Annotated in this window: 24 protein-coding genes; 16 read left to right on the top strand and 8 right to left on the bottom strand. The window is 42.9% G+C overall.

The genetic code is table 11. The features are described from left to right. Positions 1–46: 46 nt before the first annotated feature. Both ilvD and KR50_RS15675 read left to right on the top strand, forming a co-directional pair. Positions 47–1738, top strand: a complete 1692-nt coding sequence (gene ilvD / locus KR50_RS15680; protein ID WP_041060823.1) for a dihydroxy-acid dehydratase — start codon at positions 47–49, stop codon at positions 1736–1738. A gap of 207 nt (positions 1739–1945) precedes the next feature. Continuing rightward, entirely contained in the window at positions 1946–2659 is a 714-nt protein-coding gene (locus tag KR50_RS15675) for a DsbA family oxidoreductase (protein ID WP_041060821.1), read from the top strand. A gap of 81 nt (positions 2660–2740) precedes the next feature. On the opposite strand, the gene KR50_RS15670 is transcribed toward KR50_RS15675, so the two are convergent. Continuing rightward, positions 2741–4153, bottom strand: a complete 1413-nt coding sequence (locus KR50_RS15670) for an alanine/glycine:cation symporter family protein (protein ID WP_041060819.1) — start codon at positions 4151–4153, stop codon at positions 2741–2743. A gap of 309 nt (positions 4154–4462) precedes the next feature. Continuing rightward, the gene (locus tag KR50_RS15665; RefSeq protein WP_041060816.1) at positions 4463–5506 is read right to left on the bottom strand and encodes an SDR family NAD(P)-dependent oxidoreductase; all 1044 of its coding nucleotides are present in this window, start codon (positions 5504–5506) and stop codon (positions 4463–4465) included. A 120-nt stretch (positions 5507–5626) separates the two neighbouring features. Between KR50_RS15665 and KR50_RS15660 the strand changes: the two genes are divergently transcribed. Continuing rightward, positions 5627–6919 carry a DEAD/DEAH box helicase gene (locus KR50_RS15660; RefSeq protein ID WP_408606161.1) on the top strand — a complete coding sequence of 431 codons (1293 nt, stop codon included), beginning with the start codon at positions 5627–5629 and terminating at the stop codon, positions 6917–6919. Positions 6920–7014: 95 nt separating this feature from the next. Here the strand turns inward: KR50_RS15660 and KR50_RS18665 are convergent, their stop codons facing one another. Further along, positions 7015–7188, bottom strand: a complete 174-nt coding sequence (locus tag KR50_RS18665) for a hypothetical protein (RefSeq protein ID WP_198134268.1) — start codon at positions 7186–7188, stop codon at positions 7015–7017. 235 nt (positions 7189–7423) lie between these two features. Here KR50_RS18665 and KR50_RS15655 point away from each other — a divergent pair, with 235 nt between their 5' ends. After that, entirely contained in the window at positions 7424–8410 is a 987-nt protein-coding gene (locus KR50_RS15655; RefSeq protein WP_052477162.1) for a class F sortase, read from the top strand. 157 nt (positions 8411–8567) lie between these two features. Here KR50_RS15655 and KR50_RS15650 read toward each other — a convergent pair whose 3' ends face one another. The 3 genes from KR50_RS15650 to KR50_RS15640 all read right to left on the bottom strand — a co-directional run bounded on the left by KR50_RS15650 (position 8568) and on the right by KR50_RS15640 (position 13298). Further along, on the bottom strand, positions 8568–11651 hold the full coding sequence (locus KR50_RS15650; protein ID WP_041060813.1) for an efflux RND transporter permease subunit: 3084 nt from the start codon (positions 11649–11651) through the stop codon (positions 8568–8570). Positions 11652–11872: 221 nt separating this feature from the next. Continuing rightward, positions 11873–12628 carry an HAD family hydrolase gene (locus KR50_RS15645; RefSeq protein WP_041060811.1) on the bottom strand — a complete coding sequence of 252 codons (756 nt, stop codon included), beginning with the start codon at positions 12626–12628 and terminating at the stop codon, positions 11873–11875. Between the two features lie 349 nt (positions 12629–12977). Beyond that, positions 12978–13298 carry a thioredoxin family protein gene (locus KR50_RS15640; RefSeq protein ID WP_041060809.1) on the bottom strand — a complete coding sequence of 107 codons (321 nt, stop codon included), beginning with the start codon at positions 13296–13298 and terminating at the stop codon, positions 12978–12980. Positions 13299–13592: 294 nt separating this feature from the next. On the opposite strand from KR50_RS15640, the gene KR50_RS15635 reads away from it, so the two are divergent. Then, positions 13593–14420 carry an ABC transporter ATP-binding protein gene (locus KR50_RS15635; RefSeq protein WP_041060807.1) on the top strand — a complete coding sequence of 276 codons (828 nt, stop codon included), beginning with the start codon at positions 13593–13595 and terminating at the stop codon, positions 14418–14420. A gap of 84 nt (positions 14421–14504) precedes the next feature. Continuing rightward, a complete protein-coding gene (locus tag KR50_RS15630; RefSeq protein ID WP_041060805.1) occupies positions 14505–14777 on the top strand; it encodes a DUF2573 family protein in 273 nt (90 codons plus the stop codon). Positions 14778–14816: 39 nt separating this feature from the next. Here KR50_RS15630 and KR50_RS15625 read toward each other — a convergent pair whose 3' ends face one another. Continuing rightward, complete coding sequence (locus KR50_RS15625) at positions 14817–15134, bottom strand: spore coat protein (protein WP_041060958.1); 318 nt, start codon at positions 15132–15134, stop codon at positions 14817–14819. A gap of 15 nt (positions 15135–15149) precedes the next feature. Continuing rightward, a complete protein-coding gene (locus tag KR50_RS15620; RefSeq protein ID WP_052477160.1) occupies positions 15150–15371 on the bottom strand; it encodes a hypothetical protein in 222 nt (73 codons plus the stop codon). Positions 15372–15557: 186 nt separating this feature from the next. On the opposite strand from KR50_RS15620, the gene KR50_RS15615 reads away from it, so the two are divergent. From KR50_RS15615 to KR50_RS15570, 10 genes are all read left to right on the top strand, one after another. Next, the gene (locus tag KR50_RS15615) at positions 15558–16475 is read left to right on the top strand and encodes a proline dehydrogenase family protein (protein WP_041060803.1); all 918 of its coding nucleotides are present in this window, start codon (positions 15558–15560) and stop codon (positions 16473–16475) included. A gap of 178 nt (positions 16476–16653) precedes the next feature. Further along, complete coding sequence (locus KR50_RS15610; protein ID WP_041060954.1) at positions 16654–19035, top strand: 3-hydroxyacyl-CoA dehydrogenase/enoyl-CoA hydratase family protein; 2382 nt, start codon at positions 16654–16656, stop codon at positions 19033–19035. 137 nt (positions 19036–19172) lie between these two features. Further along, a complete protein-coding gene (locus KR50_RS15605; protein WP_041060800.1) occupies positions 19173–20351 on the top strand; it encodes an acetyl-CoA C-acetyltransferase in 1179 nt (392 codons plus the stop codon). Between the two features lie 34 nt (positions 20352–20385). Continuing rightward, on the top strand, positions 20386–22170 hold the full coding sequence (locus KR50_RS15600) for an acyl-CoA dehydrogenase family protein (protein ID WP_041060797.1): 1785 nt from the start codon (positions 20386–20388) through the stop codon (positions 22168–22170). A gap of 264 nt (positions 22171–22434) precedes the next feature. Beyond that, positions 22435–23205: an SDR family NAD(P)-dependent oxidoreductase gene (locus KR50_RS15595; RefSeq protein ID WP_041060795.1), complete on the top strand. Its 771-nt coding sequence runs from the start codon at positions 22435–22437 to the stop codon at positions 23203–23205. A 29-nt stretch (positions 23206–23234) separates the two neighbouring features. Next, positions 23235–23537: an ArsR/SmtB family transcription factor gene (locus KR50_RS15590; protein ID WP_041060792.1), complete on the top strand. Its 303-nt coding sequence runs from the start codon at positions 23235–23237 to the stop codon at positions 23535–23537. Between the two features lie 30 nt (positions 23538–23567). Beyond that, on the top strand, positions 23568–23924 hold the full coding sequence (locus KR50_RS15585; protein WP_041060790.1) for an arsenate reductase family protein: 357 nt from the start codon (positions 23568–23570) through the stop codon (positions 23922–23924). Between the two features lie 87 nt (positions 23925–24011). Then, positions 24012–24395 carry a glycine cleavage system protein GcvH gene (gene gcvH / locus KR50_RS15580; protein ID WP_041060788.1) on the top strand — a complete coding sequence of 128 codons (384 nt, stop codon included), beginning with the start codon at positions 24012–24014 and terminating at the stop codon, positions 24393–24395. A gap of 280 nt (positions 24396–24675) precedes the next feature. Then, positions 24676–25038: a toprim domain-containing protein gene (locus KR50_RS15575; protein WP_041060785.1), complete on the top strand. Its 363-nt coding sequence runs from the start codon at positions 24676–24678 to the stop codon at positions 25036–25038. Next, the gene (locus KR50_RS15570; RefSeq protein ID WP_332307481.1) at positions 25039–25359 is read left to right on the top strand and encodes a thioredoxin family protein; all 321 of its coding nucleotides are present in this window, start codon (positions 25039–25041) and stop codon (positions 25357–25359) included. Positions 25360–25545: the final 186 nt, after the last annotated feature.

The raw sequence follows: 25545 nt of genomic DNA, 5'->3' as shown, positions 1-25545 counted from the left end.
AGCTAAATCGTCTGGCAGAGATAGATGTACAGAAAGGATGGATACGATGGATAAAAAGAAAGACATGCGAATCCGCAGCAAAGTCATCAGTGAAGGTGTGAATCGGGTGCCAAACCGCTCCATGCTTAGGGCAGTTGGTTTTACAGACGATGATTTTAAGAAGCCGATGATCGGTATAGCAAGCACATGGAGTGAGGTAACGCCTTGTAATATACATATCGATGAATTAGCAAAGCAGGCGAAAGCTGGCGCAAAAGATGGCGGCGGAGCCCCAATGATTTTTAATACGATCACTGTTTCTGATGGGATCGCTATGGGACATGAAGGAATGTTTTATTCTTTGCCCAGCCGTGAAGTTATTGCGGACTCAATTGAAACGGTAGCCAATGCAGAGCGTCTTGACGGAATCGTCGCGATTGGAGGCTGCGACAAAACTACACCTGCATGCGTCATGGCAATTGCCCGTATGAATGTTCCTTCTGTATACGTATACGGTGGAACGATTCAACCGGGAAAATTAGACGGGAAAGACATTGATATCGTGTCATCTTTTGAAGCGGTCGGTCAATATCAGGAAGGCATTATTGATGATGAACAGCTCTACAAAGTTGAATGCCATGCATGTCCTGGGGCAGGCGCGTGCGGGGGAATGTATACGGCCAATACGATGGCCGCAGCAGTCGAGGCACTTGGCATGAGCATCCCGGGATCTTCTTCCACTCCGGCAATCAATAAATACAAAGAATCAGAATGCCGTCAAGCAGGCGAGCTTGTTGTATCTTTACTTGAAAATGATATCTATCCCCGCGATATTATGACGAAAAAAGCGTTTGAAAATGCCATCACAGTCGTCATGGTTTTGGGCGGATCAACAAATGCCATTTTACATTTGCTGGCCATGGCTCATTCAGCAGACGTGGATTTAACCCTTGATGACTTTGAACGTGTACGGCAAAATGTGCCGCACTTAGCTGATTTAAAACCAAGTGGAAAATATGTGATGCAGGACTTATTTGAAGTAGGCGGTGTTCCTGCTGTGATGAAGCTTCTTCATGAACAAGGGCTGCTTCACGGGGATTGCATAACGGTAACAGGCAAAACCATTGCACAAAACCTTGAGAGCGTTTCCCCGTTGAAAGACGGACAGCAAGTCATTAGGCCCTTCAGTGAGCCATTCAAAAAGACCGGACCGCTTGTGGTGTTAAAAGGGAATTTGGCACCAGAAGGAGCAGTAGCGAAAATGTCCGGGCAGAAAATCAGCCGGTTTGAAGGACCTGCCCGCGTATACGACAGCGAAGATGAGGCAACAAAAGCCATAGAAGACAACCTGATCAAAGAAGGAGACGTTCTGGTGATCCGACATGTCGGCCCAAAAGGCGGACCTGGAATGCCGGAAATGCTGTCGATTACTGCGATGATTGTCGGCCGCGGACTTGGCGGCAAGGTGGCGCTTATGACAGACGGCCGGTTCTCAGGCGGTTCCCATGGCTTTGTAATTGGTCATGTGTCTCCTGAAGCGCATGTAGGAGGACCAATTGGACTCCTGAAAGAAGGAGATACGATTACAATCGACAGTGATACACAGGAAATTAATTTCAATCTAACCGAAAGCGAGCTGGAAGAACGTGCGAAAGCATGGGTGAAGCCCGCTCCGAAATTCCGAAAAGGTATGCTCTCAAAATACACGCGTCTTGTTTCTTCTTCTTCAAAGGGAGCGGTAACAGATCTAGAGGAATAATAAGATACCCGTTCATACCGGTTACAGGCGGACTCATTCCGCGAGACGAGATTATTATGCTTGAAGAAGACGACTACTGTATCGCACAGTGGTCGTCTTACTTTTTATAGTTTTTTGAAAACAGCACAGGCAATTTTCTCGATTCTCTTCCTCACTTATGGTTAGATAAAATGAAGAAAAGAAATTTATCAGCCGGGAGTGATGATCATGAATGTACAGATTTGGTCGGATTATGTTTGTCCGTTTTGTTATATAGGAAAAAGGAAATTTGAAAAGGCGCTGGAAAATTTTGATCATAAAGATCAGGTTCAAATTGTATATAAAAGCTTTGAATTAGATCCCAACGCCCCATTGCATGCTGACCAGGATATGATTGAAACACTTGCAGGCAAATACGGCACAAGCCTTGAGCAGGCGAGAGAAATGACCAGAGGAGTCACACAGCAGGCGAAGGAAGTCGGACTTGCGTATGATTTTGATAAAATGAAGCGCACGAATACACGGGACGCTCACAGACTGACTCATTGGGCTGCCTCACAGGGGAAAATGGAAGAAATAACAGAACGTTTACTCCAGGCCTACTTTATTGAATCCAAGCATATTGGAGAGCATGAAACGCTTGAACGCATAGCAGAGGAAGCGGGTTTAAATAAAGAAGAAGCCCGTGAAATTTTATCATCTGATGCTTTTACAGCAGATGTGGAAAAAGATATAAGAAAAGCTTCTCAGATTGGCGTAACAGGTGTACCGTTTTTTGTTTTTGAAGAAAAATGGGCTGTTTCTGGTGCACAGCCAGTAGAAGCGTTTGAAGAAGTATTAAACAAGGTTTGGGAGGAACAGCAGGGATCAGGTCTGATTCACATGACAAGTAAAGAAGGATCAGGGGATCAGGCATGCAAGGATGATTCTTGCGGTATCTAAAAATCGCCCGGGAGCTTAGACAGCTTCCCGGGCGATTTTTCACTATATTTTAATTAGTATGGTCATGCAGTGGCAGCCTTGTTAAGAAACCTTATCATGCTCTTTCCGGATAGCATCCCAGCATTCAGTTCCTTTTATGCCAAGCTTCCCAGGGGAGAAGGTTGGATCAAGGCCCTGATTTTTCTGCGTTTCATAATCTTTCAGTGCAATGATAGCAATTTTGCCTAACAGCACGATTCCTATAATATTAATCAATGTCATGAGTGCCATGAATACATCGGCAAGGGCCCAGACAAGACCAAGACCTGCATAAGATCCAAACATAACAAGTCCCATTGTCAGGAATCGGTAGACATTAAGAGCGACCTTGCTTTTCTTAATAAATTCAATATTCGTTTCTCCGTAATAGTAGCTTCCTACAATAGAACTGAACGCGAACATAAAGATCGCAGCAGCCACAAAGATTCCGGCCCAGTCACCGATTTGAAGACTCAGTGAGCTTTGCAGAAGCTGGATTCCTTCCAGTCCGCTTGATTGATAATCTGTATTTACCAGAATAATAAAAGCAGTAGCCGAACAAACGATCAAGGTATCAACATAAACGCCCAAAGTTTGAATGAAGCCCTGCTTAGCCGGGTGGCTGACGTTTGCTGTCGCAGCAGCATTCGGCGCACTACCCATACCGGCTTCGTTGGAGAATAAACCGCGTCGCACACCCTGCATAATAGCAGCCCCAATCCCGCCGCCAAGCGCCTGTTCAAAACCAAATGCGCTGCTGATGATCGTAGAAAATACAGCAGGGATCTGCGAGAAGTTCATGGCAATTACGACCAAGGCAATTCCGACATACAAAACGGCCATTACCGGGACGATGACGCTTGAGAAATTTGCAATTCGGTGAACTCCGCCAAAGATAATAAGTCCTGTCAGAAGTGTAACAGCTGCGCCGACAATCAAACGGTCAATTCCAAATGCGCTCTCAAATGCAAGGGCAATTGTATTACTTTGAACGGAGTTGAAAATTAATCCGAATGTAATGGCAATTAAAACGGCAAAGATAATGCCAAGCCAGCGCTTATTCAATCCTTTTTCAATGTAATAAGCAGGTCCGCCTCGATAAGCCGAGCCATCCCGAACCTTATAGATTTGGGCGAGCGTGCTTTCAATAAAGCTTGTCGCACCCCCCAATAGTGCCACAACCCACATCCAAAACACAGCACCTGGACCTCCGACAACAATTGCAACCGCAACACCAGCTAAGTTTCCTGTACCGATACGCGTTGCAGCACCAATGGAAAACGACTTAAATGAGCTGATACTCTTCATGCCGTCGACCACAACTGACTTGTCACCAAGAACACGTACCATTTCTTTTAAATAGCGAAACTGAACGAAGCGTGTAGTAATTGTAAAATAAAGGCCTGCACCAAGTAAGGCAGCAATTAGAACATAACTCCATAAAAAATTATTGGCACTGTCGATGATTCCCTGCATTTTTTCATCCCCTTTTATTTGAATTATCTGAATATGGAATAATATACACACAAATTTTAATTAAGTAAATAGTAAATTTAAACAGTGAAAAAAAATGAAAACCTTTTCTATCAAGGGTTCTGAAGCAAAAGGAATGAAAACCTGCAATCTTTTGCACAATTATTTCCAGTGATGACAATGCACAAACATAATGGAATCAATCTTTTTTAACTCTTTTTTCTACTTGAAATTACCATTAGGAAGTCGAAATATTCTGTCATTTAGAAGAATAAAAAAAACTGCGAAACAGATTAAGTTTCGCAGAAAAAATCAAGAATTATAATAAGTTTGGATCAGCATGCGGTATTTTTCATCTGTCAGATTAAGCGTTGGTCTGCCGCTTTTTTTTAGTAGTTCCTGCGTGTTTTTGTCTTCAAACGTGACTGAACGGGATAAATAGGACCGGAATACGTTCATCGGTTCGTTAATTATTTTGTCGCTTTCAGTTAATCCATCAGAATCGCTGACAAGTTCCAATTGTTCAACTCCGCTGATTTCCTTGATCCAGCTGATAACCTTCTTGTTTTTTGGTGCATGGTTGTTTGCGATATGGTAAATGGCGGATGGCTGTGCATGTAAAGCACCTGCACTTAATACGTCCACGACGTAATTGACAGGCACAACGTTATTTGAGGCTTCTTCGTTACATAAAAGCCGGATCTTATGTTCAGATGGAATTCTTCCGCGCTGAATCAGTTTTTTTACAAGAGCAACAGCTTTTAACAGACCATATAAAGCAAATGTCGTATCGGCTTCGCCTGTATTGGAATCTCCAACAATAATTGCAGGCCGGAAGATCGATACATTCAAATTCTCCCGCTCCTGCCAGACAAGATGCTCTGCGTGGCATTTGCTTTCTTCATAATCATTAACAAATGTTCGGGATAAAGAGTGCAGTGTTTCCTCTCCATGCTGCTCAAGCCCAAGGGTATAGGCGGTGCTGATGTGAAAAAAAGAAGGGATCTTTGTTTTCCGGGCAAATTCAAGCGCATGTTTCGTGCCTTCAACGTTTACAAAGAACGTTTTGTCACGATCAGCAGGATCAAACGATAAGAATGCCGCTGTATGATATAAGATATGAACCTGTCCTGCTAACTTCTCCTGCTCTAAAGGATCCACTCCGAGCATTTTTTGTGTCACGTCTCCCAGAATCGGGTGAACCCGCTGCGCTTCTTCACTTGAAAGAGAAGACAGAATCTCACTCTTTTTTTTCTCACTTCGAACGAGTGGAAAGAGGGTATGTCCATCTTTTATAAGAGATTTAACTAATTTAGTGCCTACAAATCCAGTAGCACCTGTTATCATGATCTTCATAGGTGTCTCCTTTATATATGCAAGATTTCTTTAGTATAGCAGACTTGAGGTCCGAATCTTAACCGAAGAAAAGACAAACACTGCGAAGAGGAGAAAAAAAGGTATAATAGAGCAGAAGAGGTGAATGAATTGAAAGAATTTTTATCATTAGGCCTTTCCGAATCGGCCGGCTTTCAATTAGAAAAGCAAATGATTCTAACCCCGACGGATGTGCAGGAAAAAGCGATCCCTATCCTGTTGGAAAATAAAGATATATTGGTGCAGGCTAAAACAGGTACTGGAAAGACGCTTGCTTTTTTGCTTCCTGTCCTGGAAAAAATTGATCAGCAGAATCCTGCGCTTCAAGCACTCATTTTAGCACCTACAAGAGAACTGGCCATACAAGTAACAGAAGAGTTGAAAAAGCTGCAGAATAACGACAGTGACCCTTCTGTTTTGTCCATTTATGGAGGTCAGGATCTAGATAAACAGATTAAGCGGCTCGCCCGCGGAGTCCAGATTGCCGTTGCTACCCCAGGAAGGCTCCTTGATCATGTCAGACGGGAAACCATCGATTTGTCGACCGTTTCGACCCTGATCATTGATGAGGCAGATCAGATGCTTCATTTTGGCTTCCTTGAAGAAGTGGAGCATATTATTGAATTGACGAGCGAAGAAAAGCAAATGGGCTTATTTTCTGCAACACTTTCCAAGGACATCCGCAAGCTTGCGAAGCGGTATATGAATAAGCCTGAAACCGTTCAGATCCGTGATCAGTCAAGCATGGTTGAAGAAATTCAGCACTATGTCATCGAAGTCAGCGACAGAGAGAAGCTTGGGGCATTATGTCAGACTATTGATGAAGTCAGACCATTTTTAGGCATCATTTTCTGTCGAACGATCCGCCGAGTAAGCAAGCTTTATGGAGAATTGCGCTCACAAGGGTATCTTGTTGGGGAATTGCATGGTGATTTATCTCAATCAAAAAGAGAAAATGTAATGAAGCAGTTTCGCACCGCTAAGCTTCAGCTGCTGGTGGCGACGGATGTTGCATCAAGGGGAATTGACATAGAAGGTGTTACTCATGTCTTTAATTACGATGTTCCGGAGGACGTAGAAGGCTACATCCACCGGATTGGACGTACCGGACGTGCCGGAGAAGACGGGGCGGCCTATACGCTGTCGGCTCCGAAAGATAAAGATTTGATGCGCGATATCGAGCAGGGCATTCAATACGATATTCCAAGAAAAAAAGTCGAGGTTAATGCGGCAGACTATGACCGCCATTCTTCAGCTACCTCATCAAAAAAAGAATTGAGTAGTGCAAAAGAAAGAAAAGAAGAGAAAATCGAGAAAAATAAAAAAAGGCAGCAGCGCTACAGCGGCAGCCATACTGCGCCAAAACCTTCTCCAAGCAAAAGAAGAGAAAGATAATCAAAAAAATACCCCGCAGCCACCAGGCTGCGGGGTATTTTAATGCCTTTGACGCGTTAGGCAATTTTCTAAAAAACTACGATGCAGATTCCAGCTTAAGATCCGCCGGCTTTTCTTCTCGTGTTAGCCACTTTTTTTGCTTGCTGGCTTTTCATTTTCTTTTCATGACCCGGCCCTTGAGAAGCGGCATTATCTTTGGACTGCTTTTTCTTATTTGCCAGCTGCTGCTTAACAAGATCCTGTAAACTTACCTTCTTTTGATCGCTCATCGTATCGTTCCTTTCTGTAACAAGTAATAATAATTATAATCCATGCCGCCCTCTAAGGAAAGATAAACAAGCATTTCAAATTCGCAAATGGTAAAAAAGATGAGGTATAATAATAGAAAATAGAATCAGACCCCTTTCGATTCGTAATGCGTTAAATTGATCGAAAATATGATCTAAAGTGAAATTTTAACCGTTATCTTTCTAGACAATAAACGGGTATAGGGAGGTGCAGGGTATGGCGAAGAAATTGGCCTTATCTATTTTGGTTGGAATAGCGGTATTTATGGTTACATACGGCGTAATGATGGCTGCACAAAAATATACGGGATCAGAGGCTGTCACAGATGAGATTTCCCCTGCTGTTCAAGCTAATGAAGAAGACGATCTTGGATCTCTCGGTGAACAAATTAAAACGAATCCTGAAGAAGAAGAAGAAGAGTTTCCTGTTCTTGAGAAAGATCAGGAAAAATTTGAGGAATTGCTGGCTGTTCAAGAGCAGGAGATAACCCCTTTAATTCCAGTGAACATTGCCATTCCGTCTCTTGACATTGAAGCGGACATTATCCAAGTGGGAATGGAAGAGGACGGAGCAATGGAGGTACCGGAAAATGTGAATGAGGTCGGCTGGTTCGAACCTGGAACTAAGCCAGGAGCTATAGGAAACTCGGTACTAGCAGGACATGTGGACAGCTATGAAGGACCAGCTATCTTTTTTGAACTTCGCAACCTGACAGAAGGTGATGAAATCATCGTTACAGGAGAAGACGGAGAGCCGCTGACTTTTACTGTTAAGTCAATGGAATCGTATCCGTCTGATGGTGCTCCGATCCAGGAGATTTTTGGTCCAACTGATGGAAGAAATCTTAACTTGATTACTTGTACAGGCCCATTTGACCGGGAAAGCGGCCAGTATCCGGACCGATTAGTCGTTTATACTGAGCTGATTGAAGAAGAGCCGGAAGAATTGGCATATGAACCGACTGTGCCGACCAATGTTTCTTTAGCAGGAAATCAGTTTTCATGGCATGCTGTACGTGATCAGGAAGTAGTAGGCTACCGCATTTACAAGGAACTTGAAGACGGAACGAAAGAAAAAGTAGAAAGTGTCAGCTATTATGAACGAAAAAGCCTGATTGTTGAAGATTCTGAAGCTGTTTATTCTGTCACATCTGTTTCCATTGACGGAAAAGAATCAGATCCTGCTTATCTTGATGAAGAATAGAGCAGGGCAAATAAGAAAAATTATTCAAAGACGGAAGGTGAGCTAGTATGCCTTCTGTTTTTTTGTGCGAAGTAAAGAAGGGAGTAGCATATCCGCATAAAAAACCCCTCCAGCTAATCTATGATGATTAGGAGAAGGGGCTGTTTTTTTGCCTGAATTAAAACTGACCTGTTTTACGAAGCTCTTTTCCTCGTCTTCTAAATTTCAGGAATACGATATAGAGCATTGGAACGATTACAAGTGTCAGCACGGTTGAAAACATGATTCCTGAAATAATCGTAACGGCAAGAGGTGTGAATAGTGCATCTCCGCTTACAGCTACAGGAATCAATGCCACAATTGACGTAAAGGCTGTAAGAAGAATCGGGCGTATACGAACACGTCCTGATTCAATTACGGCGTCTTTCACTTTCATGCCATTGTTGATGCCCTGTTCAATAAAGTCAATCAGTACGACGGAGTTTCGGACTACGATCCCCGTTAAGGAGACCATTCCCATCACTGCTAGGAAACTGATTGGTGTTTGTGTCACAAATAAACCTAGAATGGCTCCTGCAATTGCCAGGTAAACTGCGACTAATACAAGCAGCGGCAGAGACAGTGAATTAAATTGGAATGCAATCAGCACATACACAAGGAATATCACAATTGTAAATAAAATGATGATCTCAGAGAAGAAGTCATCCTGTGCTTCATTTTCTCCGCCTAGTGTCAGACTGTATTCTTCTGAAAGATCTCCCCGGACCTCATCTGTGATTGCGGTTACTTTTGTTTCGAGATCTTCAACTTCACCTGGGAACGCCCGAATCGTAATTGCACGTTCTCCTTCATTATGAGGAATTCGCTGCAGCTGTTCGGTTTCTTCTGCTGTCACAAGCTCATCAAGAGAGACAAGAACAGGAGGACCTTGTTCCCCACCCTGAGCGGAGGCAGGCAGTTCGATCTGCGATAAATCAATTTCTTCACCCGCTTCTACAGGATCTACAAGCAAGGTCATATCCCGTTCTGTCACGCCATCATCAAAGCTTTCCATCGGAATTCCTTCGGTCACTACTCTGATTTGCTGGCTGATTTGCTGAATCGTAATTCCATTTTCACTCAGCGCATCACGATCTGGAATATATTGAATCGTGGGCTCTTCTTCTCCGATATTGTCCAGAACTAAATCAACACCAAGTTCGTCAATTTCGCTCATGACCGTATCACGTATTGAAATTAATTCATCAAGCTCAGGTCCTTTCACGGTAACCGTTACCGGTGCACCTGCCGGAGGCCCCTGCTGAATCGTTTCCATGAAAATAATAGCATCTGGATACTGACTGCGAAGCTCATCAGTCCAATCGTCAATCAGTCCTTGAGCGGTTTGGTTTTCACGATCCACTCTCGCTACCAGTTGCCCCGTATATTCACCTGTTGTATCAAGCGAACTATTAAAAAGGTTTGGCAGGCCGGTACCTGCGAAAATGGATGTTTCTGTCACACCATCATCCTCTTTTAAGGTGCTTTCCATTTCCTGAAGAGTCGACAGTGTCTCTTCAAGCGGCGTTCCAATAGGCAGCGTGACATCGATTGTCACTTCTTCCCGATCGGCATCCGGGAAAAATTCGAAAGGAGTCAGGACCACAAGTCCAAACAGTGCTGTCGTAACAGCCAAACCGATCAACCCAGTTAATAAAGGTTTTTTCGATGTTTTCACTAAAATTTTATCAGCGTAAAAATTTGAAATCCAATTAAGCGGCTTTCCTAATAAACCTGGAGAATCCGACATTTTTTTATTGGACTTGCGGTAAAAGGTGAAGCGCATCATCGGAACAAATACGAGTGCAACGATGGTTGACGCCAGTATGGTAGTAATTAAAACGGTTGGCAGCGCCCGTATAAATGCACCATTTCCACCAGATAAAAAGACAAGCGGCAAAAAGGTAAAAACGATCGCAAGAGAAGAAGTCACAATCGAAATCCAAACTTCTTTTACCCCATTTACAACGCCTGGAAGTGCTTTGTCTCCCATTTTAAATCTGCGCTGAATATTATCATTTACCACGATGGAATCATCTACTAAAATACCTAGTGCAATGATGACACCAATAACAGAAATCTGGTTTAAATCAACTCCGGCAAAAGGAAGAGGAATAATCCCAATCACCACCGAAAGAGGAACGGCAATCGCCACGACAATCGCCCCGCCAGGAGTTAACCCGAGCGCACTGGTCACAATAACAGCCAAAACGGCAATCGCAAGTGAAAAATACAGTCCATCAAAAATTGTGTTTACCAGGTCAGCCTGAGAATAATAAGGCACCAGTTCAATCGTTTCCGGCAGTGTTTCTTCTAATTCATTTATTTTTGATACCACGGCTTCATCTACACTTGGTATATCTTGTCCTTCGTCTAAATAGGCCGTAAATGAAACAGCAGGAACACCCTCATAGGTGATTAAATCCTCTGTCTCTTTAGGTGTAAGCTCAACAGATCCAATGTCTGCAATCGAAACTGCTTCACCATCCTGAGATTGTCCTACAACCACTTGCTCCATATCTTCAACCGTTTGATAGGTTTCTATGGAAAGCTGGTAAATGGTTTCATCCGTTTCCTGTTTTCCAAGAGGAACTGGATTGAATTCACTTTCAATGGCAGTCATGACATCCGGGAAGGCAAGACCATTTTCCCCGAGTTCTTCAGAATCAATGGAAAGGATGATTTCAGTAGGCTGAACCCCTTTTACAGTGGTACCTGAAACGCCAGACACAGCGGACACTTCTTCATCCCACTCATCCAGTAGTGGCTGCAGATCCGTAAAAGCCTCCCGGTCATCACTGGTTAACATATAGGAAACAATAGGGAAATTCGCCTGTGCTTCCTCGACAGAAGTGGATACAACTTCCTCAGGAAAAGAAGCCTCAGCATCGGACACCTGCTGCTGGATTGATGCAAACACTTCCTGAGAATTTGCTCCATCCTCAAGAGTAACGACAACCGATGAGAATCCGGCGGCAGATGCTGAAGAAATTTCTTCTATTCCTTCAATCCCAGCCACATTTCGTTCGATCGGGTTCGTAACCGTCCGCTCCACTACTTCCGGGGTCGCACCAGGATAAACGGTGGAAATCGTTCCTACATTTATAGAAGTCTCAGGTATTTCTCTTTGAGGCAGCTGCAAAAACACCATAACTCCGACAATAATACATAAAACAAAAAGTACCATAAATATTTTCGTTCTCTTTAACATCCATTCAAACATCCTGCAGCCTCCTCAGCACAATTATAAAAGAAGTTATTTCTTTAAAATGCGGAATAAATAAGTCCTTCATCTACTATTCTTCATGTTTTCGACAGTTGTGTCAAGAATGAACCGGCTGAGCTGACTTTTCATCCAAATAAAAAAACACCGCCAAGCAGCGATGTTTTCTAAAAACGTATTTCAGTATAAGTATTTCTTTTGGTTAAGAAGAAAAGGAGGGACTATTCCTTCCACTCCACCTGAATATGAGATAGAGAGGAGATAAAATGATCCGAGGTAGAAGCGAGCGTTTCCCTCATGCTTTCATGCTCATGAACTGATACACTTTTACACCCGGCAGAACGCGCCATCATTGAATCCACAATACTGTCTCCAATCATGAGTAATTCAGAAGGAGGGATCGTAAAGTTGCGGCACACCTTTTCAAGCATATCAGGAGAAGGTTTGCCATGTTTAACCGAAGCAGGGGTAACGAGAAAATCAATTTTCTGATTAAAATCAAGCAGCTTCAGACATTCAACTGTGCGTTCCTGCAGATCAGATGTTACGATGCCGACTACATAGCCTGCACGCTTTAAATCATTCAGCAGCTCCACAGCGCCTGGAGTAGGAATAAAGCAAGTTGAGATATCTAAAGCCTCATTACTTTCTTCCATCAATTTGACAGCAAGAGCCATGGACGTAACCCACGGGTTTTTTGTAAGCTGATAAAGCAGTGCTGCTATTGCAATGCGTTCTTCCTGCTCTCCTGCAATGGCAAGTAGTCCCTGATGATCAACCGTGTCATTTTCGACGCCCATCATCTGGTCCCATGCATCACCATGCTCAGCTCCTGCTATATGGATAAAACGTTTTTTTCTCTCTTCATTCAATGCCAGCCAAAAGGGCTCTGCCTGAAACAAAGTCCCATCCTTATCAAACGCTATAACAGAAGAAGAAACAACTTCCCCGTTAACCTTAATCGTTCTTTCCTTCATCTCAGAACCACTCCCATCCAAACAATATAATTCTATTATGTACGCAATTTGAACAGTTTGCTAATAATAAGATATGGAAAAGGACGAAAGGGGCCAGGTCCCTTTCGTCCTTTCGTGTATAAAGGAAAAAAGAGCTTAGGACAAAAGTGTGTCTCAAGCTCTTTGACCGGTTCACTTCGCTTCAGGCGGACGCTTTCCGCAGGGACAGACGCTTGAGCCCTCCTCAGGCTTTGCCTTGCGGGGTCTCAAGCAGCCGTCATATCCTGCAGGAGTCGCCACCTTCCGCTCCGATCACCTCATACTAATGATAGATACTGTCTCATTTATTAACTTAATTTCAGTTATGTCCCTACCTCTTTTGTTCTTGCAGAAAACTTTTTACTTGCTCCGGTGATTTGGCATTTGCGGAATGCAGATGAGCTTTCTTTTCTCCGTTTTGGAAGATCAGCAGGCTTGGGATCCCCATCACGTCTTGGGACTCTGCTATTTCAGGCAGTTCGTCTTTATTTAAGGTATACCAAGTATATTGATTGTATTCTTCGACAATTTCATCAATAAACATATCCATTCTGCGGCAGTCCGGACACCAGTCCGCCGTGAATTTCACAATTACAGGTTCATCACCTGCTATGACTTGTTGAAATGTATCGGTATTTTTAATTCCTTGCATGTTCATCCCTCCATACTACTGATCATAATCTGTTTAGCAGAAAAGATCAAAACTCAGGCACCGGTAAAGAAATATTTAAAGCAGCCTATTCATAGGATGACAGAGGTAATATGAAAACGTATCAAAATTGTGTCACTTTAAAACTTTTTGATGATAATGATTCTCAAAGTCATTGACGAAATCTCATTTGTACTCTAGACTGAAAGAGAAACGGTAACAGTCGTCCGATTTGCGAAGGAACTTCCTAAAAAAAGTCCAGCACTTTTATAGGAGAGACAAAGGAGATAATAGAGTATGCTTAAGACTCAAACGTTAACGTTAGGTTATGGAGATTCCATTATAATAGAAGAATTAGATTTAACGATTCCCAAGGGTGAAATTTCTGTTTTAATCGGCGGAAATGGATGCGGGAAATCCACATTGCTTCGTTCAATGGCTCGATTGCTGAAGCCGCAAAATGGAGAGGTTATGTTAAACGGCAAAGAAATTAACCGTTACTCAACCCGAAAGGTAGCCCAGGAGATGGCAATTTTGCCGCAATCCCCGACAGCACCGGAAGGATTAACCGTATTGCAGCTTGTAAAACAAGGAAGATATCCGTATCAAGGTTTTCTTCAGCAATGGTCCAAAGAAGACGAAGACAGCGTTCAGCGTGCACTTCAAGCAACTCGTATGGAGGAACTTCAGGACCGTTTTGTTGATGAACTTTCGGGAGGACAGCGCCAGCGTGCATGGATTGCGATGACGCTTGCCCAGGATACAGACATTATTTTACTCGATGAACCAACTACTTATTTGGATATGACCCATCAAATTGAAATTTTAGATTTGCTGTTTGAATTAAATGAGAATGAGAACCGTACGATCGTGATGGTGCTTCATGACTTAAATCTTGCGTGCCGATACGCACATAACCTGATTGCTGTTAAAGACCGGACTGTTTTTAAGCAGGGAAAACCGGAGGAAGTCATCAGCTGTGACATGGTTAAGCATGTTTTTCAAATGCATTGCCAGGTAACAACAGATCCTTTGTTTGGCACGCCTTTATGCATTCCTCACGGCAAAGGACGCTGCATCGTCCAGCAGGCGAAAGTCGCTGCTGTAGAAGCGGTTGGCCAGTAATGTATAACGCAAACCGTCTATTCGTGGACGGTTTTTATTTTTATAAAGCCAGAAAATAACTAAGGAGAGAATGGAGGGGTTATCATGGAAACAAAGGAATTGAGCGAACAGCTTCAAGCGATGATTGATAAATACACCGAGCTGTTAACAGGTGAAAATTCAAATGAATCGGTGGAAAAGGTTCAACAGTGGATTATTTATAACCATATTGCCAAGCAAATGCCTGCTCTCGCTAAGCATTGGAACTCTCTTTATCCGGAAGGGAAAGAAGAAATGAAAAAAGTCGTGCTGGGCATTCAAAAGAAAAATAAAGAGCTGAAAGCGAAAGAAGCTGAGTCAAATGAAGAAAAGAGCTGAGAATAACCTCAGCTCTTTTTTCTATTGGCTGCTTTCACATTAATGGACGGGAAGCTTTGTCAGATCGCTTTTCGCTTTTTGAGCAGTCTGCTGCAGTGCCTGCGGGGTCTCAGGCGTTGGGTTATACCAGCCTTGCTGCTTCATCATTTCGTACAGTTTATGCTGTTGTTCCTGCGTTTCACGGCAAATAGTTGAGACCAGGTTAAACAGGGGCTGTGTACTTGCTTCGTTTAGAGCAGTGCTGTAGGCAACACTTAAATGCTTTTCTAAAATAAGAACATCCGTGGCCCAATCCTGTTCTGTCATGTTTGCCGGCGTTTGCATGCCGCCGCCGGATTGTGTAGTGGTTTGCTGCATCATGTACGTCCTCCTTTATTGCATTTGGCCAGTGGCCTGCGTATTGGATGATAAGAAATTTGTAATGGCTTCAAAATGCTTTGAATGCAGTTGGCAGGCAGCTTCTAATTCCGCTTTTACTTGCGGTGTCTGGCATTGCGATGCAGCGTAATGTGTTTTTTTAGCTGCGAGCAGATTCCAGGCTAAAATGTCTTCAATGTACAATGCGTCTTTTGTGGACAGAGACTGATTTTGCATGATGATAAAAACCTCCTTTAATCGTCACTCTTACGTTCTCCTTAAACCGACAAATTATACGCACGATATTATATTCAAATCTTATTAGTAATGATAGAATAAGGAGGATTCGTGTAACGATTTCTTATTTTCTGAATATAGAGAGCGCTTGCAGGATGATTTATGCTATCAGGAGGTATGTCGATCATGGAACGAGTGATGCGTGATTTCTTTTTATTCCTGTCTAAAAACAGGCCAATGACAAAGGTTGCCAAGCAATACGGCCTTCGTTTTGGGGCTGCGAGATTTGTTGCAGGTGAGACAGTAGAGCAAGCGGTAGAATCGATTCAGTTCCTTAATAAAGAAGGGCTTTGCGTCACACTGGATTGTCTGGGGGAATTTGTGGACAATGAAAAAGAAGCAGGTGAGATGACAGAGCTTTGCATAGAAGCCGTTCAAGCAATTGGTGCTCATAAACTTGATTCGCAGCTTTCATTAAAGCTGACTTCAATGGGGCTTGATTTGTCTGAAGAAGTCGCCCTTGAGAATATGAGAAGAATTATGGACGCTGCTGTTGAAAACAATGTATTTGTGACGATTGATATGGAAGATTATGAACGCTGCCAAAAAACGCTGAATCTGTTTAAACAGCTTAAAGGCGAGTATGAAAATATAGGAACAGTAATTCAGGCCTATTTATATCGAACGGAAGGAGATATTGCTGACTTAAACAGCTATTCTCCAAACTTGCGACTTGTAAAGGGAGCGTACAAGGAATCTCATGAAGTTGCGTTTCCTGAGAAAAAGGAAGTAGATGATAATTTCAAGAAAATCATCAAAGCACATTTGCTAAATGGCAACTATACAGCCATTGCCACTCATGATGATCAGATTATTGAGTATACAAAAAACCTCGTGAAGGAACATGCTATTTCAAATGATCAATTTGAATTTCAAATGTTATACGGCATTTGTGAAGAACGTCAGCGTGACCTTCATAATCAAGGATATAAAATGCGTGTGTACATGCCATTTGGAACGGACTGGTACGGGTATTTTATGAGACGTTTAGCGGAGCGTCCGGCAAATGTAGCTTTTGTTGCCAGAGGAATCTTTAATAAATAAGTTTAATCGGCTGATGATGTCAGCCGATAATTTTTTGAAAATTTCAAGTTCTCTTATTGCGAAAAGTTGGTAAATCCCGTATTATAAAAGAGTAAACAATTTCATCTATTTTTTTATCTTAAAAATGAATGAGGATTCATTCAAAAAAGAAAAACGTCTTCATAAGGAGGAAACTGATTTGGTCAGACAAATTCAGAAAGCTGCAGTGATTGGTTCCGGTGTCATGGGATCTGGAATTGCAGCTCACTTAGCGAATATTGGAATTCCCTCAATTTTGCTCGATATCGTTCCAAAGGAGCTGTCGGAACAGGAGAAGGCAAAAGGGCTGTCTTTAGAAGATAAAGCGGTACGCAACCGGCTTAGTGCCTCAGCAATTCAAAAGCTGTTTAAGCAAAAGCCGGCACCTCTTTCTACAAAAGAAAATGCTGCCTTAATAGAAGCAGGAAATCTTGAGGATGATCTTTCCCGTTTACAAGAGGTTGACTGGATTATAGAAGTCGTTGTTGAAAACCTGGATGTAAAGAAACAGGTTTTCGCACAAGTGGAGCAGCACAGAAAAGAAGGCAGCATCGTAAGTTCCAATACATCCGGGATTTCGATCGAAGCCATGGTGGAGGGACGTTCAGAAGAGTTTAAAAGAAATTTTCTGGGAACCCATTTTTTCAATCCTCCCCGCTATTTGAAACTTTTAGAAGTGATTCCAACTTCCCATACCGATGAAAAAGTCGTGGACTTTATGAAGGAGTTTGGTGAAAACACACTCGGTAAAGGCGTTGTGCTGGCCAAAGACACACCAAATTTTATCGCAAACCGAATCGGCACATACGGTCTGCTTGTGACGGTCCAGGAGATGCTTAAAGGAAACTATACAGTTGGCGAAGTTGACTCTGTTACAGGCCCGCTTATTGGAAGACCGAAAAGCGCAACCTTCCGAACGCTCGATGTTGTGGGTCTTGATACATTTATTCATGTAGCGAAAAACGTCTACGACCAGGTAGATGGAGAAGAACAGGCGGTATTCGATGTGCCTGACTTCATGCTGCAAATGCGTGATAAAGGCTGGCTCGGAAGCAAATCAGGACAGGGCTTTTTCCGAAAAGAAGGCAAAGCGATCCTGGAATTAAATCCATCCACTATGGAATATCAGGAGCGTGGCAAGCTGAAGGCGTCTTCTGTAGAAATGGCGAAGCAGGAAAAAGGTTCAAGCAATAAAATGAAAGCGCTTGTATATGCAAATGACCGTGCTGGAGAGCTTTTATGGTCAATCTTATCCCCTGTTCTTCTTTATTCAGCCCGGCTCCACGGGGAAATAGCAGATGATATTGTCTCTATCGACCGTGCAATGAAGTGGGGGTTCGGCTGGGAAAAGGGTCCGTTTGAAACGTGGGATGAGATCGGCATCGAGCGCTCAGTCTCCCGTCTGAAAGAAGAGGGGAAGGCGGTTCCTGAATGGATCGAAGAAATGCTGTCACAAGGCCATACTGCTTTTTATAAAGAAGAAGAAGGCGACTTGTTCTACTATCATAATGGCACCTACAGCCTTGTAGAAGAAAATGAAAAAGCCATCAACCTGAAGTGCTGGAAAAAGAAAAATGGCGTCATAAAGAAAAATACTGGTGCGAGTTTGATTGATATGGGAGACGGTGTTGCGCTGCTTGAATTCCACTCCCCGAGCAATGCGATCGGCATGGATATTATCCAAATAATCAATTTTGCAGTAGATGAAGTTTCAAAGAATTATAAAGGACTTGTGATTGGGAATCAGGGCAAAAATTTCTGCGTCGGCGCAAATCTCGGAATGATCTTAATGGAGGCGCAGGACGATAACGTATTTGAAATTGAAATGGTTGTTAAGCAGTTCCAGCAGGCGATGATGCGATTAAAATACAGTTCATTCCCGGTTGTAGCAGCTCCATTTGGCATGACGCTTGGCGGTGGTGCAGAGGTTTGTCTTCCTGCCGACCACATCCAGGCATCCCCTGAAACATATATGGGGCTTGTGGAAGTAGGCGTCGGTCTTATCCCTGGAGGAGGCGGCAACAAAGAGCTTTATTTAAACTACTTAAACAGTCTGCCTAAAGGCGTAGATTTTGATTTGCAGAAGGTCGCTAATTCCGTTTTTGAAATGATCGCCATGGCCAAAGTGTCCACATCAGCCGCAGAAGCGAGAGACAATCATTTCCTGACTTCAGCAGATGCAATCAGCTCAAATGGTGACCACCAGCTGCATGACGCCAAACAGGCGGTGCTGCATTTATCCCAAAACTACAAAGCTCCAGTAAAACGGAAGGTGCCAGTTGTAGGGGAAACAGGGTATGCTACTTTGCTGCTGGGAGCTCAAACGATGTTTCATTCCGGCTTTATTTCCGAGCATGATTTGAAGATTGCTAGAAAGCTTGCTTACGTGATTGCTGGAGGAAAAGTGCCGTTTGGAACTGAAGTCGACGAAGAGTATCTGCTTAAGCTTGAACGGGAAGCATTTCTCAGCTTAGTCCAGGAACCAAAGTCACAAATGAGAATGCAGCATATGCTTGTGAAAGGCAAACCGCTGCGCAACTGATAATTTACAAAAAAATTCGCTCTGCACAAGGCCGCTGACATGAAAAGAGATAAACGATAGCCCTTCATGTAAGGATTTTATCAATTGATTTTTTTAGCAGCAGGCCTGACAGAGTCTAAACGTAAAGGGGGAGCACAATGCGTGAGGCAGTGATTGTTGCTGGTGCAAGAACACCAGTAGGAAAAGCAAAAAAGGGATCGTTGGCAACTGTGCGTCCGGATGATCTAGGAGCACTTGCTGTAAGAGAAACACTTAAGCGGGCAGGAAATTATGATGGGGATATTGATGATCTGATCATTGGATGTGCGATGCCAGAAGCCGAGCAGGGGATGAATATGGCAAGAAATATCGGTGCATTGGCGGGTCTTTCCCACACTGTTCCGGCCATTACGATCAACCGCTACTGTTCATCAGGGCTTCAGTCCATTGCTTATGGAGCTGAAAGAATCATGCTGGGCCACTCAACGACCGTTATCGCAGGCGGTGCAGAATCCATGAGTCTGGTGCCGATGATGGGGCACACAGTCCGCCCGAATATACGTCTCGCTGAAGAAATGCCTGAATATTATATGGGCATGGGGCATACAGCTGAAGAGGTTGCGAAAAAATATGGAATTACACGGGAAGAGCAGGATGCCTTTGCTGTAAGAAGCCATCAAAAAGCCGCAAGAGCACTTGCAGAAGGGAAATATAATGATGAGATCGTGCCGGTTGAAGTGACGCTTAGAAATATCGATGGAAAGCATCAGCTGAACGAACGAACATTTTCATTTTCCCAGGACGAAGGAGTCCGGCCTGATTCGACTGTAGAATCATTGAGCAGACTGCGTCCGGCATTCTCCCGCACTGGTACAGTAACAGCAGGAAATGCTTCACAGACAAGTGACGGAGCTGCAGCTGTCATGGTAATGGATCGTGAAAAAGCAGAATCCCTCGGCTTAACGCCGATCGCAAAGTTCAGGTCTTTTGCAGTTGGAGGAGTTCCACCTGAAATTATGGGCATCGGTCCAGTAGAAGCTGTCCCTAAAGCACTGAAACTTGCAGGTTTATCACTATCAGACATTGATCTTTTCGAATTAAATGAAGCATTCGCTTCCCAGGCCATTCAGGTGATCAGACAGCTTGGTTTAAATGAAGAGATCGTAAATGTTAACGGCGGGGGGATTGCACTGGGGCATCCGCTCGGCTGTACAGGAGCGAAGCTTACATTATCCTTGCTTCATGAGTTAAAACGCAGAAACCAGCAATTCGGCGTCGTTACCATGTGTATTGGCGGAGGAATGGGTGCAGCGGGCGTATTTGAAATGATTCAGTAAGAACGAATAAAAGGGGAAAAGGGAGGAACCAATCATGACAAACGAAACGAAATCAATGATTAAAGGCGGCAGTTTTTTACTTGAGGATATAGAGGCAAGCCGTATGTTCACACCTGAAGATTATACAGATGAGCAGAAAATGATTGCGAAAACGACAGAAGATTATGTTTTAAATGAAGTGGTGCCTCAAGTCGAACATATCGAAAATCATGAATTTGACCGTTCGGTTAAGCTGTTGAAATCAGCAGGTGACCTGGGTCTTTTAGGAGCAGACGTGCCGGAAGAATACGGAGGTCTGGGTCTTGATAAAGTAAGCTCAGCTTTAATCGCTGAAAGAATGTCCCGTGCAGGCGGTTTTTCAATTACTCACGGTGCACATGTAGGAATCGGTTCACTTCCAATCGTTCTTTTCGGAAATGAAGAGCAAAAGCAAAAGTATCTTCCTGCACTGGCAACAGGGGAAAAAATCGCAGCGTATGCGTTGACTGAACCAGGATCCGGGTCTGATGCACTGGGAGCCAAAACAGTCGCAAAGTTAAATGAAGCGGGTACACATTATGTTTTAAATGGTGAAAAACAATGGATTACGAATGCCGGCTTCGCTGATGTGTTTGTCGTGTACGCTAAAATCGATGGAGAGCATTTCTCAACCTTTATAATAGACCGTGATTTCCCAGGGGTTTCGGTTGGTGCAGAAGAAAAGAAAATGGGCATCAAAAGTTCTTCAACCCGCACATTGATTTTATCTGACGCAGAAGTTCCGGTGGAAAATCTGTTAGGCGATGCAGGAAAAGGTCATGTCATTGCCTTTAATATCCTGAATATTGGCCGTTACAAGCTTGGAGTCGGAACAGTTGGCGCTTCAAAACGCGCACTTGAACTGGCAGTTAAATATACAAATGAGCGCCAGCAATTTAAAACGCCTATTTCATCTTTTAACTTAACGAAAGAAAAGCTTGCGACAATGGGTGCAAAACTATATGCAACTGAAAGCTCTGTATACCGGACGGTGGGTCTTTTTGAAGACCGCATGAGCCAGCTGACTGACGAAGAAATCAAGAATGGGACTGAAGTAGCCAATTCAATTGCCGAGTACGCGATTGAATGTTCATTAAATAAAGTATTTGGCACTGAAACACTTGATTATATTGCAGATGAAGCCGTTCAGCTGCACGGCGGATACGGATTCATGCAGGAATACGAAGTTGAGCGCATTTATCGTGACTCTAGAATCAACCGGATTTTTGAAGGCACGAACGAAATCAACCGACTTCTCGTTCCTGGAACGTATTTGCGAAAAGCGATGAAAGGTGAATTGCCGCTCTTCCAAAAAGCACAGGCACTGCAGGAAGAATTAATGACGATGATGCCTGAAGAAATCAGTGATGAGCCATTAGCGCAAGAAGTTTATCTTGTGAAAAATGCTAAAAAAATCGGTTTGCTGGCTGCTGGTCTGGCTGCACAAAAATATGGCAAGGCCCTTGAAGCAGAACAAGAAGTTTTGGTTAATATTGCTGACATCGTATCTCTTGCTTATGCAATGGAATCTGCTTTATTGCGCACGCAAAAAGCGGTTGAAAAAACAGGTTTGGAAAAGAATAAGCAAAAAGTTCTATACACCCAGATCTTCTGTCAGGAAGCATTCAATGAGATAGAAGGACATGCGAAAGAAACCGTTATTGCTGTTGAAAGCGGCGATACATTGCGCATGATGCTTTCCGCTCTTCGTAAATTCACTCGTTACACACCGGTTAATTTAATTCCGGTAAAACGTGAAGCTGCAGCAAAGTTAATTGATGTTGAGAAATTTGTCGTTTAATTAAAAAAGAGGGCTTTTGAAACACTTCGTTACTGTCCGGCAGCTGCCGGCATTAGCGGGGTGTTTTTTAATGACTGTATATATTGAAGGGTAAGTATTCGAAGCAATTGACAAATCATAAACACACGCGGTATCATTGGTTTAAATGTTTAATAGTTTAAACGTTTATACATTTAAACGGAAATTGCCTATCAAATAAGACAGGCCTAAATCGTTGTAGAAACGTATACTTGGAACGAGAATAACAGAAAAGAGGAATATAAAATGACAGTTTTAATTACAGGTGCATCTAGTGGAATTGGAAAATCGCTCGCAATGAAATACGCTGAAGCAGGAGAAAATATTGCCTTGGCTGCAAGAAACGTTGAGCGTTTGAACCAGCTTAAAGACGAACTATCTCAAAAATACGGGGGAGAAATCACGGTCTTTGAGAGCGACCTGTCTCAAGAGGGAGCTGCCCAGAAACTCTATCAGCAACTGACTGAAAAGGGGTTAAAGGTTCATACGCTGATCAATAATGCAGGTGTTGGATTATTTGGCGAGTTCCATAAAACAGAGCTTGTTAAAGAAGAAGCGATGATTCAGCTTAACATCACTTCATTAACCGCTCTCACAAAGCTGTTTGGGAAAGATATGATTCAGAGGGGGGAGGGCAGAATTTTAAATGTAGCATCTATTGCCGCCTATTTTCCGGGTCCTTTAATGGCTGTCTATTATGCTTCTAAAGCGTACGTGAAATCGTTCAGCCTGGCTCTGTCTAATGAATGGAGAGACCTTGGCGTTCAGGTATCCGTTCTCTGTCCGGGACCGACAAGCACCGGATTTAAGGATGCAGCTGAACTGGACGAATCCAAGTTATTTAAAAATAAGATTATGTCAGCTGAAGAAGTGGCAAACGAAGCTTTTGAGCAGTTTCATAAAGGGAAAGAGGAAATCATCCCTGGTGCAATGAACCGTATCCAAACGCGTTTTGGTTCCCTTGTATCAAGCAAAACGGCTGCTTCGATTGTAAGAAAAACACAAGAACGAGTATAATAGGAGAGAAGAATTGAGGTGAACATGCCATGGGTGAACAAGCGCTGGAGAAATTACGTGCGTGTATTCCTTTATTTCAAGCATTAAGTGATACGTGCCGCCAGGACATTATCTTGCTGCTGACAAAGAATGATACGCTGACAGTAAATGAAATTACATCAGAGCTTACGTTATCACGTCCTGCGGTATCTCATCATTTGAAGATATTGCGAGAGCAGGGGATACTGAAAATGGAGCAGCAAGGCACACAGCGTTATTATTCACTTGCTTTTGAAAACGCAATTGATCAGCTGAAGCAATTAATTATTACAGTGGAAGACCGCTGTTATTAATTTTTTAATCATTTGAATGAGGTGAAATCATTGACCATTGCATTTTATACGTATCCGAAGTGCGGAACTTGCAGAAAAGCAAAAAAATGGCTTGAAGAAGCGGGAACTTCTTTTGAGGAAATTCATTTAGTGGAGTCTCCTCCTTCTAAAGACAAGCTGAAAGAGCTTTATGAAAAAAGCGGTCTGGATCTTAAAAAGTTTTTTAATACAAGCGGAATGAAGTACAGAGAACTTGGACTTAAAGACCGGCTTGGCGAGATGAGTGAGGATGAAAAACTTGAACTTTTGGCTTCTGACGGCATGCTGATTAAACGTCCTCTTACGACAGACGGCACCCATGTTACAACAGGATTTAAAGAAGCTGAATTTGAGCAATTCTGGAAGTAACAAATGCGGGTAAACATTTCTTGTGTTACGGCTTTGAGTATGCAAAAATTAAAGAGTAGAAAGTAGATCGAAAGTGGAGGGAATAAAATGAGTTCACCTAAAGAATTACGTTATTCAGAAGAACATGAGTGGGTAAAAGTAGAAGATAATAAAGCACGTATTGGCATCACTTCATTTGCGCAATCTGAACTTGGTGATATTGTATTTGTTGAGCTTCCTGAAGTAGGAGATGTGCTTAAATCAGACGAGCCATTTGGCAGTGTGGAATCAGTTAAGACGGTTTCAGAGCTTTATGCCCCTGTGAGCGGAAAAGTCGTAGAAGTAAACGAAGAATTAAGCGACAGCCCTGAATTTGTAAATGAGTCTCCGTTTGAAAAAGCATGGATGGTTGTTGTTGAACTGGACAATCCAAGCGAAGTTGACGAGCTAATGACGGCTGAAAAATATGATGAAATGACTAATGAAGGTTAAGCAATACATAAGTAAGCCGCTGGACGTGCACGTTAACGTACAGCGGCTTTATTTATATTTTTGTCTGCAGGCACAAGGTTTTTCTCTTTCGACTATCCGTCATTAATTTTTTAAGTGAAGGACAGCTGGCAATGAATAGTTGATCAGGCGCCTTTTTTTAGTTGCTGCTGTTTGCATTTCACAAAGAAACAAGCGAAAATAAAAGAAGCATCATATACTGCTGTAATCAATTAATTGTGTTATGAACTGGCCAATTATGGATGATAGGGTGTGAGGCAGGATGGATGATGGGTATGACAAGGTCATCATTGTCGAGGGTACGTCTGATAAACGAAAGGTGCTGCCGATTATTCGCGAACCGGTAGACATTATTTGTACAAATGGAACAATCAGTTTTTCACGAATGGATGAACTAATTGACCAGCTTACCAATCGGGATGTTTATATTTTAGTGGATGCAGATGAAGCCGGAGAAAAGCTTCGCAAGCAATTTAAGCGTGAATTTCCCGATGCAGAACATCTATATATTGACCGTGCTTACAGAGAAGTGGCCACCACACCTTCAAATTTTTTAGCTTCCTTGCTGCTAAGTGCAAATATCGATATTAATACAGAGTATTTGGAAAAAAGGATGAATTTATAAATGATACAAGAATGGAATCTCGAGCAGCTGCAGGCTAAGCTGGATGAAACAGCCCACACCGCTCTTTATCTTTACACGCCAATGTGTGGAACCTGCAAGCTGGCAGGGCGTATGCTTGATATTACAGCAGCCACTCTTCCTGATTATAAAATTGGGAAAGCGGATCTGAACTACGTTGAATCACTTGCTGACACGTATCAAATTGAAAGTGTACCATGTCTGCTGATTTGGAAAAATGGAGAGTTCGAAGAAAAGCTTTACAAATTCGAATCCGTCCCGAATATATTTGAAATCATGCAAAGTCATCTGAAAGAGGGATGACTTTTTCTTATGGAAAAATTCGTTTCCCTTCTTCCCCTTGCATTACTCCGCTTTTGACGTATAAGTGAAAATACTGAATTTTAGGCGAATACTTTTTGTTGACACTTATTTCGAATTCGTGATAATATGATTCTCGTACTGAAAACGCCATGATTCGACATCAGGTGTTATGAATTGAATATGACG

The organism is Jeotgalibacillus campisalis (genome assembly GCF_000829515.1).
Lineage (GTDB): Bacteria > Bacillota > Bacilli > Bacillales > Jeotgalibacillaceae > Jeotgalibacillus > Jeotgalibacillus campisalis.
Note: the sequence above shows the minus strand (reverse complement) of the source record. Positions and strands in the feature narration are given on the sequence as shown.

Coding starts and splice junctions, on each gene's coding strand:
- KR50_RS15645 (WP_041060811.1), bottom strand. CDS start 12,628: ATGAAGGAAAGAACGATTAAGGTTAACGGGGAAGTTGTTTCTTCTTCT.
- KR50_RS15605 (WP_041060800.1), top strand. CDS start 19,173: ATGCGTGAGGCAGTGATTGTTGCTGGTGCAAGAACACCAGTAGGAAAA.
- KR50_RS15670 (WP_041060819.1), bottom strand. CDS start 4,153: ATGCAGGGAATCATCGACAGTGCCAATAATTTTTTATGGAGTTATGTT.
- ilvD (WP_041060823.1), top strand. CDS start 47: ATGGATAAAAAGAAAGACATGCGAATCCGCAGCAAAGTCATCAGTGAA.
- KR50_RS15600 (WP_041060797.1), top strand. CDS start 20,386: ATGACAAACGAAACGAAATCAATGATTAAAGGCGGCAGTTTTTTACTT.
- gcvH (WP_041060788.1), top strand. CDS start 24,012: ATGAGTTCACCTAAAGAATTACGTTATTCAGAAGAACATGAGTGGGTA.
- KR50_RS15635 (WP_041060807.1), top strand. CDS start 13,593: ATGCTTAAGACTCAAACGTTAACGTTAGGTTATGGAGATTCCATTATA.
- KR50_RS15650 (WP_041060813.1), bottom strand. CDS start 11,651: ATGTTTGAATGGATGTTAAAGAGAACGAAAATATTTATGGTACTTTTT.
- KR50_RS18665 (WP_198134268.1), bottom strand. CDS start 7,188: ATGAGCGATCAAAAGAAGGTAAGTTTACAGGATCTTGTTAAGCAGCAG.
- KR50_RS15570 (WP_332307481.1), top strand. CDS start 25,039: ATGATACAAGAATGGAATCTCGAGCAGCTGCAGGCTAAGCTGGATGAA.
- KR50_RS15620 (WP_052477160.1), bottom strand. CDS start 15,371: ATGCAAAATCAGTCTCTGTCCACAAAAGACGCATTGTACATTGAAGAC.
- KR50_RS15665 (WP_041060816.1), bottom strand. CDS start 5,506: ATGAAGATCATGATAACAGGTGCTACTGGATTTGTAGGCACTAAATTA.
- KR50_RS15655 (WP_052477162.1), top strand. CDS start 7,424: ATGGCGAAGAAATTGGCCTTATCTATTTTGGTTGGAATAGCGGTATTT.
- KR50_RS15575 (WP_041060785.1), top strand. CDS start 24,676: ATGGATGATGGGTATGACAAGGTCATCATTGTCGAGGGTACGTCTGAT.
- KR50_RS15675 (WP_041060821.1), top strand. CDS start 1,946: ATGAATGTACAGATTTGGTCGGATTATGTTTGTCCGTTTTGTTATATA.
- KR50_RS15590 (WP_041060792.1), top strand. CDS start 23,235: ATGGGTGAACAAGCGCTGGAGAAATTACGTGCGTGTATTCCTTTATTT.
- KR50_RS15595 (WP_041060795.1), top strand. CDS start 22,435: ATGACAGTTTTAATTACAGGTGCATCTAGTGGAATTGGAAAATCGCTC.
- KR50_RS15615 (WP_041060803.1), top strand. CDS start 15,558: ATGGAACGAGTGATGCGTGATTTCTTTTTATTCCTGTCTAAAAACAGG.
- KR50_RS15640 (WP_041060809.1), bottom strand. CDS start 13,298: ATGCAAGGAATTAAAAATACCGATACATTTCAACAAGTCATAGCAGGT.
- KR50_RS15625 (WP_041060958.1), bottom strand. CDS start 15,134: ATGCAGCAAACCACTACACAATCCGGCGGCGGCATGCAAACGCCGGCA.
- KR50_RS15630 (WP_041060805.1), top strand. CDS start 14,505: ATGGAAACAAAGGAATTGAGCGAACAGCTTCAAGCGATGATTGATAAA.